General features: G+C 67.2%; 9 protein-coding genes and 1 tRNA gene. 9 read left to right on the top strand and 1 reads right to left on the bottom strand.

Going from position 1 to position 9408, the window contains the following annotated elements; all coding sequences use genetic code 11:
• Nucleotides 1-1143 (bottom strand): S8 family peptidase (locus tag AC2EAL_RS14685; protein WP_484724968.1); only part of this gene is annotated, 1143 nt, incomplete at its 3' end.
• A gap of 174 nt (nucleotides 1144-1317) precedes the next feature.
• On the opposite strand from AC2EAL_RS14685, the gene AC2EAL_RS14680 reads away from it, so the two are divergent.
• From AC2EAL_RS14680 to AC2EAL_RS14640, 9 genes are all read left to right on the top strand, one after another.
• Nucleotides 1318-1394, top strand: a tRNA-Arg gene (locus tag AC2EAL_RS14680).
• 59 nt (nucleotides 1395-1453) lie between these two features.
• Nucleotides 1454-2485, top strand: coding sequence for an AbrB family transcriptional regulator (locus tag AC2EAL_RS14675; protein ID WP_484724967.1), 1032 nt, complete (start codon nucleotides 1454-1456; stop codon nucleotides 2483-2485).
• Nucleotides 2486-2572: 87 nt separating this feature from the next.
• Nucleotides 2573-3463, top strand: coding sequence for a metal ABC transporter substrate-binding protein (locus tag AC2EAL_RS14670; protein ID WP_484724966.1), 891 nt, complete (start codon nucleotides 2573-2575; stop codon nucleotides 3461-3463).
• A 20-nt stretch (nucleotides 3464-3483) separates the two neighbouring features.
• The gene (locus AC2EAL_RS14665) at nucleotides 3484-4347 is read left to right on the top strand and encodes a manganese/iron ABC transporter ATP-binding protein (protein WP_484724965.1); all 864 of its coding nucleotides are present in this window, start codon (nucleotides 3484-3486) and stop codon (nucleotides 4345-4347) included.
• Between the two features lie 150 nt (nucleotides 4348-4497).
• Nucleotides 4498-5328, top strand: a complete 831-nt coding sequence (locus tag AC2EAL_RS14660; protein WP_484724964.1) for a metal ABC transporter permease — start codon at nucleotides 4498-4500, stop codon at nucleotides 5326-5328.
• A complete protein-coding gene (locus tag AC2EAL_RS14655) occupies nucleotides 5325-6146 on the top strand; it encodes a metal ABC transporter permease (protein WP_484724963.1) in 822 nt (273 codons plus the stop codon). The genes AC2EAL_RS14660 and AC2EAL_RS14655 overlap by 4 nt, the downstream gene beginning before the upstream one ends.
• 41 nt (nucleotides 6147-6187) lie before the next feature.
• Nucleotides 6188-6991 (top strand): class I SAM-dependent methyltransferase, encoded by an 804-nt coding sequence (locus tag AC2EAL_RS14650; RefSeq protein WP_484724962.1) that lies wholly within the window; start codon nucleotides 6188-6190, stop codon nucleotides 6989-6991.
• Nucleotides 6946-8676: a glycosyltransferase family 4 protein gene (locus AC2EAL_RS14645; RefSeq protein ID WP_484724961.1), complete on the top strand. Its 1731-nt coding sequence runs from the start codon at nucleotides 6946-6948 to the stop codon at nucleotides 8674-8676. The genes AC2EAL_RS14650 and AC2EAL_RS14645 overlap by 46 nt, the downstream gene beginning before the upstream one ends.
• Complete coding sequence (locus tag AC2EAL_RS14640; protein WP_484724960.1) at nucleotides 8673-9401, top strand: SDR family oxidoreductase; 729 nt, start codon at nucleotides 8673-8675, stop codon at nucleotides 9399-9401. Before AC2EAL_RS14645 ends, AC2EAL_RS14640 begins: the two co-directional genes overlap by 4 nt.
• Nucleotides 9402-9408 lie beyond the last annotated feature (7 nt).

Genomic DNA, 9408 nt, shown 5'->3' with positions numbered 1-9408 from the left:
GTCCAGGTCCACCGAGTTAGTCGCTGTGAACCCCGCGAAGGTATTATCCGCCGACGCAAGAATCCGCAACCGCAGCTGGTGCGGCGTCAAGTTCGGGAAGGCCTGCGCCAACAGCGCCAGCGCGCCCGAGACCTGCGGGGCTGCAAAGGACGACCCGGTGTTCGACTGATACGAGGTGTCCGAGGCCGCCGAGGCCCCGATCCAGGCCCCGTCCGCCATGATGCACCAGGGTCCGGATTCGTAGCAGGGCGAGGACTCAAGGCGCGCCACGGCGGATACGCCATTGTCGTCGAAGATCGGGATGGCGTTTCCAACTGCCAGCCACCCCGCCTCGAGTTGCGGTATCCTGGTGGGCAACGCATCCATTAGCCCGGCCCGACCATTGTCGTCATTGTCGACAGCAAAGACGACCACGCCCCCAGGCCAGCCGATGGTGCCACCAGCGGCATAGTAAGTATACTCCGTGAGCAAGGCCTGGCCGGCCGCATCGCCGAACACAATGGAGTAGTCGTTTGGATTGGCAAATAGCTGGTTGAAGCCCCAAGAGTTGTTCTGCGCCACTGCGCGCTGATTGCGGGCCTCGATGGCAGCAAGGCGCAGGTTGTCGAAGGTCAGGTTGCCCCAATCGCTCAACACTAAATTGGCCCCCGGCGCGACGCCCACCATGCTGCCGGAATTCCCCGCTGCGACCGAGGCGACCATCGCGCCGTGATCCTCGAGGATCGGGTTGCCGGTGGTGGCGATCACGCGGCCCGCAATCGTCTCGTGCGACGCCCGGAAGCCATCATCCACAATCGCGATCACCTGGCCCGCGCCGGTCAGGCCAAGCGCGTGGGCATAGTCGACCCGCGACGAATGCAGCGGGTTGGCGAAGACCGGCGCGCCATTGATCGTGAAAGTCCCATCCTGCCGGATGTAGCGCGGGTTGTTCTCGCGAAAGCTTGCCGCCGCGTTGCGCCATTCGTCGGTGATCGAGGGCATGAAGTACGACCCGAAGATGCCGCTTCCGCCCGGACTGCCCGAGATGGTGAACCAGTCGCCGCCATCCTCATCACCTCCGCCACAGCCCGCCAGCGCCAAAGTGGACAACGACAACAGCAACAACGACTTGCAGCGCAATGAACTAGGCAGAAAATGGCGCACGGTTTACTCCTCTCGATCACGTCACTTGGTACAACTGCAGGTAATCCCATCGATTCGGTCAATAGGGCACTTTGGCCACAACGCCATTTCGTTCCGCGACCGCGCTGTGCCCCGCGCGCGCCCCGACCAATAGCCATTGAAACCCCGGCGACCTTCCGCTAAGGACAGCGCCAGGCACCCGTAGCTCAGCTGGATAGAGTGCTGCCCTCCGAAGGCAGAGGTCACAGGTTCGAATCCTGTCGGGTGCGCCAAGCCACTTTACCGTTCCGGCGCGCATCCTTTCCGGGTCCGCCTGACCCTGGACCCGACCTTGCCGCCACTGGCCCGAATAGCCGCCGGTCTTGCCCTGGGAACCCTGGGCGGGACGGTGTTCTACCTGCTTGCGCTGCCCTTGCCCTGGATGCTGGGCGCGCTGTTTGTCACCATGGCCGCTTCGGTTGGTGGCGCGCCCGTTGCCGCGCCGGTTCGGCTGCGGTCCGCCATCGTCGCGATCATCGGCGTCCTTCTCGGGTCGCGCTTCACGCCCGAGGTGATGGGCCAGCTGGGCGACATGGTGCTGACGCTGGCGATCCTTCTGGTCTACCTCATGGCCGTCGCCGCCGTGGTGGTGCCGTTCTACCGCTTTGCCGGTCGGCAGGACTGGACCACCGCCTATTTCGCCGGGATGCCCGGCGGGCTGACCGAGATGATCGAGTTCGGCGAGGCGCGCGGGGCCAATGTTCCGGCCATCGTGCTGGCGCATTCGCTGCGCATCGTGGTTACCATCGCGCTGATGGCGCTTCTGTTCCGCGTCGTCCTTGGCCATGACGTGGGCGCAGCCGCGATGGCGAAGGGGCCGGCCATTGGGCTGGCCGATGCCGTGATCCTGATCGCCTCCGCCGTCCTGGGCGCGGTCCTTGGCACCCGCCTGAAACTGCCCGCGCCGACCTTTCTTGGCCCCTTGATCCTGTCGGCGGCGGTGCATCTGGCCGGGATCACCGAAAGCGCGCCGCCGACCCTTCTGGTCAATGCTGCGCAAGTGGTGCTGGGCACGATCCTTGGTTGCCGCTTCCTGGGGATCGCCCCGGCAATGCTGGCCCGCGCGGGCGTGCTGAGCCTCGTCTCGACACTGCTGACCCTGGCGCTGGCCGTTGCGGCGGGGCTGGTGATGGGCCGGGTGGCGGGGGTCGCGCTGGACCAGGCGCTCTTGGCGCTGGCGCCGGGGGGCCTCACCGAAATGGGCCTCATCGCGCTGGCGATCCACGCCGACGTGGCCTTTGTCGCGCTGCACCATGTCGCGCGGATCCTGATGGTGCTGGTTCTGGCCCCGATTGCCGCGCGTTTTCTGCCCGAGGACCGCTAAGTCGCAATGACGCAGGGCAAGGGCTCTTGTCTTCTTGCAAATGCTTCTCATTTACATTCTACTGTTGTCACAGCTGATGGAGCCCTCATGCCCACTCGTCGTCTCCTTTTGCTTGCCTCTCTGACCGCGCTGCCGTTCCCGGCCCTGGCGCAGGATCAACTGAAGGTCGTCACCACCTTCACCGTCATCGCCGACATGGCCCGCAACGTCGCGGGCGAGGGGGTCGAGGTCGTCTCGATCACCAAGCCGGGGGCCGAGATCCACGGCTATGAACCGACCCCGCAGGACATCGTGGGTGCATCCGATGCCGACCTGATCCTGTGGAATGGGATGAACCTGGAACGCTGGTTCGAACAGTTCCTGACCAATCTCGGCGACGTGCCCTCGGCCACGCTGACCGAGGGGATTCAGCCGATCCCGATTTCCAGCGGCGACTATGAGGGCAAGCCCAACCCCCATGCCTGGATGTCGATCGACAACGCGCTGATCTATGTCGACAATATCCAGAAGGCACTGGCCGGGGCCGACCCTGCCAATGCCGCGACCTATGCCGCCAATGCCGAAGCCTACAAGGCCCAGCTGCGCGCCGCCCTTGACCCCCTGAAGGCGCAGATCGAAGCCCTGCCTGAGGATCGCCGCTGGCTCGTCTCCTGCGAAGGGGCGTTCAGCTACCTTGCCCGCGATCTGGGCCTGCAAGAGCTTTATCTCTGGCCGATCAATGCCGACCAGCAGGGCACGCCCCGCCAGGTCCAGGCGGTGATCGACGGGGTGCGCGAAAACGCCATTCCGGCGGTCTTCTGCGAAAGCACCGTGCCGTCCGACCCCGCCGAACAGGTCGCCCGCGAAACCGGCGCGGCCTTTGGCGGCGTCCTTTACGTCGACAGCCTTTCGGCTGGCGACGGGCCGGTTCCGACCTATCTGGACCTTCTGAAGGTCACCACCGAAACCATCGCCAAGGGGCTTGCCCCCAGCAATTGAACTGGCGACCCGAGGGACGAATGCGCGACGAGGTGCGAAGCAAGGCGGACAGCGAGGGCATCTTCGCCGAAGGGGTCACCGTGACCTACCGGAATGGCCTGACCGCGCTTTCCGACGCCAGCTTCGCGATCCCGAAGGGCACGATCACCGCGCTTGTCGGCGTCAACGGCGCCGGCAAGTCCACGTTGTTCAAGGCGATCATGGGCTTTGTGCCCGTCGCGCGCGGCACGATCCGCCTCCTCGGCATGCCCGTCCGCGACGCGCTGCGGCAGAACCTCGTGGCCTACGTTCCCCAGGCCGAGGAGGTGGACTGGTCCTTCCCGGTGCTGGTCGAGGACGTGGTGATGATGGGCCGCTACGGCCACATGGGGATGCTCCGCCGCCCCACGGCCACCGACCGCGCCAAGGTGGACGAAGCGCTGTCCCGCGTGGGCCTCTCCGACCTCCGGCACCGCCAGATCGGCGAGCTTTCGGGCGGCCAGAAGAAACGCGTCTTCCTCGCCCGGGCCTTGGCGCAGGAAGGCCGGATCATCCTCCTCGACGAACCCTTCACCGGCGTCGACGTGAAGACCGAGGAACAGATCATCGCCCTTCTCCGTACCCTGCGGGATGAAGGCCATGTGATGCTCGTCTCCACCCACAACCTGGGCTCCGTCCCCGATTTCTGCGATCGGACGATCCTCGTAAAGGGCACCGTGCTCGCCCACGGCCCCACCGAAACCACCTTCACGCGGGCCAACCTCGAACGCGCCTTCGGCGGCGTCCTGCGCCATTTCACCCTGGGCGGCACCGACCTCCACGAAGACGACGATGCCCGCGAGGTCACCATCTTCACCGACGACGAACGCCCCTTCGTCCAGTACGGAAGGAAGGGCGACAAGTGACCCTCGCCCCTTCCATTCATCTGTCCCGAAATATCCCCGCCGGAGGCACCTCCGAGCCGTTTTGCGTCCTTCACGCGAAACGGGGAGACAAAAGGCTTGCGCCGCAAGGCGCTCAATTCGAAAACCGCCCCCACCCGCGGAGGGGCTGCCATGCTTGAGCCCTTCGCCTACACCTACATGACCAACGCCATGTGGGTCGCGGCCCTCGTCGGCGGGGTCTGTGGGTTCCTCTCGGCCTACCTCATGCTGAAAGGCTGGTCGCTCATCGGCGACGCGCTTTCGCATTCCGTCGTCCCTGGCGTCGCCGGGGCCTATATCCTCGGCCTCCCCTTCGCCTTGGGCGCCTTCCTCTCCGGGGGCCTCGCCGCCGCCGCCATGCTGTTCCTGACCAACCGCACCGGCCTCAAGACCGACACCGTGATCGGCCTGATCTTCACCTCCTTCTTCGGCCTTGGCCTGTTCCTGATCTCGATCTACCCGACCTCGGTCTCGATCCAGACCATCACCATGGGCAACATCCTGGCCATCTCGCCTGAGGACACGCTGCAGCTGGTCCTGATCGGAGGCATCTCGGCCGCCGTCCTTCTGGTCCTCTGGAAGGACCTCATGGTCACCTTCTTCGACGAAGCCCACGCCCGCACCATCGGCCTCCGCCCCGACCTTCTGAAGGTGATCTTCTTCACACTCCTCTCCGCCTCGACCGTCGCCGCCATGCAGACCGTCGGCGCCTTCCTTGTCGTCGCCATGGTCGTCACCCCCGGCGCGACCGCCTATCTCCTGACCGACCGCTTCCCGCGCCTTCTGGCCCTTTCTGCCGGGATCGGAGCCTTCACCGGCTTCACCGGCGCGTACCTGAGCTACTTCCTGGACGGAGCCACCGGGGGCGTCATCGTCCTTCTGCAAACCGCGCTTTTCGCGCTGGCCTTCCTCTTCGCCCCGAAACAAGGCCTTCTCGCCGCGAAACGCAGGGCGCGCGCATGATCGAGTCGCTGATCCAGCCCTTCCAGTTCCCGTTCATGCAGAACGCTTTCCTGATCGCGCTGATCGTGGCCCCGCCTTGCGCGCTTCTGTCCTGCTTTCTCGTCCTCAAGGGCTGGGCGCTGATGGGCGACGCGGTGTCCCACGCCGTCCTGCCCGGCATCGTCGTCGCCTACATCGCGGGCTGGCCGCTCCTTCTCGGGGCCTTCATTGCAGGCCTCGGCTCGGCGCTCCTCACCGGCTGGCTGGCCGAGAACAGCCGCATCAAGCGCGACACGGTGATGGGCGTGGTGTTTTCGGCCATGTTTGCGCTCGGGATCGTGCTGATCACCGCGTTTCCCTCGGACGTCCACCTCGACCACATCCTCTTCGGCAACATGTTGGGCGTGGGGCAGGGCGACCTGCAGACCGCTGCCCTCATCGCCGCCCCGGTCACCCTGGTGCTGGCGCTGAAATGGCGCGACCTGATGCTGCACGCCTTCGATCCGGCCCAGGCCCAAGTCTCGGGCCTGCCGGTCAACCTTCTGCACTACGGCCTGCTGGCGATCCTGTCCCTGACCATCGTTGCCACGCTGTCCTCTGTCGGCCTGATCCTCGCCATCGGCCTGCTGATCGCGCCGGGGGCCATCGCCTTCCTCATTACCCGCAGCTTCGGCGCGATGCTGGTCACCGCGACCGTCATCTGCGCCTTCGCGATGCTCGCCGGGGTCTGGGCCAGCTTCCACCTGGACAGCGCGCCCGCGCCCACGATCATCCTGATCCTGACTGGCCTGTTCCTTCTCGCCTTCCTGCGCCGCGCCATCCTTCTGCCCCGCACCTGATCCCGCTTTACCTTGGCCGGGCCAGACCTTACCCATGGGGCATGACGCAAGGCCCGACCGCCCTGACCAATGCCGTAGACGCCCGCCTTGCCGCCCTTGCGCAAGGCGCCCCGGGTCCCGCCCGGCTTGAGGCGCAGCTGCGCCAGCTGGCGAAATGGCGCTCGCAGGTCCTGGCCAACACCATCGCGGCGCGGATGGGGGATGTGGTCCCCGCCGGACCTTTCGCGGGGATGCGCTATCCGGTCCAGGCCTCGGAAGGCGGCCGCGCGCCCCGGCTTCTCGGCGCTTACGAGGCCTCGCTGCACCCGATCCTGGAAACCGTGATCGCCCGGGCCTATCCCCAGGTCATCGATATCGGCGCGGCCGAGGGGTACTATGCCGTGGGCCTCGCCCGGCGGATGCCAGGGTCGACCGTCCATGCCCGCGACACCGACCCCCGCGCGCGGGCGCTCTGTGCCGATCTGGCCAAGGTCAACGGGGTTGAGGGCAGGGTCCTGGTGGGGCCCGAGGTTACCCATGCCGACCTCGCCCTTTGCGCCCGGGCCGAAACCTTCATCCTCTGCGACATCGAAGGGGCCGAGGGCGATCTGCTCGACCCCGCCTGCGCCCCGGACCTGGCCCAGGCCGACATTCTGGTCGAGGTGCACGAGGGCATGCGTCCGGGCCTCCTCGCCTCCCTGACCCAGCGCTTTGCCCCCAGCCACCGCGTCACCCGGATCGACCGCGCCTTGCGCCCGGACCTTCTGCCGGACTGGGCCGAGGGCCTCTCCGACCTTGACCGCCTGCTTCTCCTCTGGGAATGGCGCGCCTCGCCCACGCCCTGGCTCTGGATGGAACGCCGCTGATGCCTGCCACAAACGCCGCGATCTGGTTTTCCTCGGACGGCTATGACCCGGTCCGCAAGGGCATCAACGGGCGCCGGGTGGCCGGGGAAAGCTTTCTGCGCGGCTTCTTCGCCCATGCCGACGTGGCGGAATTCGTCTCGATTGCCCATGCCCAGTCCGACAACCAGGCCTTTGCCGCGATGGCCCGCGACGCCGGGGTGACCAAGCCCCTGCGCGCCGTGCGGCTGGATGCGCCCACCGCCATGGCCCCGGTCGAGGTCATGTCCTACCCCGCACCGATCCCGACCCAGGAATGCTGGCGTCGTTCGACCTTCGGGGCCGCCGCCTGGGCGATCTGCGGCATCACCCATACCACCGCCACCAAGACGGTGATGACCGCGATCTACGACCTGCGCTCCGCCCCGCAGATGCCCTGGGACGCGGTGATCTGCACTTCGAACGCGGTGCAGGCCTCGATCCGGCGGCTGATGGAGCTGGCCGAGGCGCATCTGGCCGAACGCTTCCCCGGCGCGACGCTTCCCCCACGTCCCCTGCTGCCGGTGATCCCGCTGGGGGTGTCCTGCGACGATCACCAGCCCGATGCAGCCCTGGGCCAATCCCTGCGCGACCGCATCCAGGCTGCCCCCGGCGACGTGGTCGCGGTCACCATCGCGCGGCTGACCCCGGACGAAAAGTTCGACCCCTATCCCCTGTTCCTGGCGATGGAGCTTGCGGCCGCCGAGGTCCGCGCCCAGGGCGGCGGCAAGCTGCATCTGGTCCTCTGCGGCCAGTTCCGCGAGGAGCTCTGGACCCAGACCTGGGCCAAGGCGGCAGCCCAGCTGATGCCGTCCTGCGGCTATCACCTCTTGGACGGCGGCAGTGCCGAGGACCGCAAGGCCACGCTGTCGGGGGGCGACATCTTCGTCTTTCCGATCGACAACCTGCAGGAAACCTTCGGCCTTGCGCCCATCGAGGCGATGGCGGCGGGCCTGCCGGTGATCGTCACCGACTGGGACGGGATGAAGGATACCGTCACCCCCGACGTGGGCTTCCGCGTGCCCACCGAAATGCCGCGCGCGGGGCTTGCCAGTTATGTCAGCCAACGCTTCCTCGGCGGGACCGACAGCTATGTCCAGTACCTCAGCCAGATGTCGGCCATGACCAGCTTTGACGTGCCCGCCTTCGCCCGGGCGCTGGTCACGCTGGCGCTGGACGCCGACCTGCGGGCGCGGATGGGGGCGGCGGGCAAGGCGCGCGCGCGGTCGCTTTATGACTGGAGCGCGGTCATCCCGCAGATGCAGGCGCTCTGGGGCGAACAGGCCGCGATGCTGGCCCATGCCCGCAAGATCGGGGGGCCCGCGCTTGCCCCGCGCGATCCGGGCCTGGTCCCCGTCGGCCCCGCCGTGGAAGAGATGTTCGCGGCCTACCCGACGCGACGCGCCCCGGAAACCCGCCGCCTCCGCGCTGTTGCCATGACGGATCGTCCCGGCCCGCGCGAAACCTTTGCCATGCGCAACTACGACCTCCGCCGCAGGCTTCTGGACGATCCCGCCCGGATCGAGGCGATCCTGGCGGCCTATGCCGCCGCTGGCCCCACAGGCGGGACCGAGGCCGACATCGCCGCTGCCCTTCGCCTGCCGACAGCGACCGTTGCCCGCACCGCGCTCTGGCTTCTGAAGTATCATTTCCTGGAGGAGGTCCTATGACCGCCAACCGTTCCATCCTCATCACCGGCGCCGGTGCCGGCATCGGCCGCGCCACCGCCCGCGCTTTCCTTGCGGCAGGGTGGGAGGTCAGCCTCCTCGGCCGCCGCCGCGCCGCGCTGGAGGAAACCGCAGGCGACCACCAGGCCCGCATCCTGACCGCCGATGTGGGCGACCCGGCCGAGGTCGAGACCGCCTTCGCCCAACTGCCCCACCTGGACGTCCTTTTCAACAACGCCGGCATCTCCGCCCCCGGCGCGCCCATCGACGAGATCCCGGTCGACAAATGGCTGGAGGTCAGCCGGACGAACATCACCGGCATGTTCCTCTGCGCCCGCGCCGCCTTCGGCCTGATGCGCCGCCAGACGCCGCAGGGGGGGCGGATCATCAACAACGGCTCGATCTCGGCCCATGTGCCGCGCCCCGGATCCACGCCCTATACCATGTCGAAACACGCGGTTACCGGCCTCACCCGCACCCTTGGCCTCGATGGCCGCGCCTTCAACATCGCCTGCGCGCAGGTTGACATCGGCAATGCGCTCACCGACATGGCCGCCAAGTTCCAGACCGGAGTCCCCCAGGCCGACGGCAGCATCAAGGTGGAGCCGGTGATGGACGTGGATCACGTGGCAAAGATGGTCCTGCACATGGCCGAACTGCCTCTGGAGGTGAACACCCCCTTCGTCACCATCATGGCGCGCGATATGCCCTATATCGGGCGGGGTTAGTCCGCGA

Source organism: Tabrizicola sp. T74 (assembly GCF_057219935.1).
The sequence above is the reverse complement of the archived record's forward strand: the minus strand, read 5'-3'. Positions and strand labels throughout refer to the sequence as shown.

Bases quoted from the DNA above. Each gene is read 5' to 3' on its own strand.
- AC2EAL_RS14670 (WP_484724966.1), top strand. From the start codon at position 2,573: ATGCCCACTCGTCGTCTCCTTTTGCTTGCCTCTCTGACCGCGCTGCCG.
- AC2EAL_RS14665 (WP_484724965.1), top strand. From the start codon at position 3,484: ATGCGCGACGAGGTGCGAAGCAAGGCGGACAGCGAGGGCATCTTCGCC.
- AC2EAL_RS14660 (WP_484724964.1), top strand. From the start codon at position 4,498: ATGCTTGAGCCCTTCGCCTACACCTACATGACCAACGCCATGTGGGTC.
- AC2EAL_RS14655 (WP_484724963.1), top strand. From the start codon at position 5,325: ATGATCGAGTCGCTGATCCAGCCCTTCCAGTTCCCGTTCATGCAGAAC.
- AC2EAL_RS14650 (WP_484724962.1), top strand. From the start codon at position 6,188: ATGACGCAAGGCCCGACCGCCCTGACCAATGCCGTAGACGCCCGCCTT.
- AC2EAL_RS14645 (WP_484724961.1), top strand. From the start codon at position 6,946: ATGGCGCGCCTCGCCCACGCCCTGGCTCTGGATGGAACGCCGCTGATG.
- AC2EAL_RS14640 (WP_484724960.1), top strand. From the start codon at position 8,673: ATGACCGCCAACCGTTCCATCCTCATCACCGGCGCCGGTGCCGGCATC.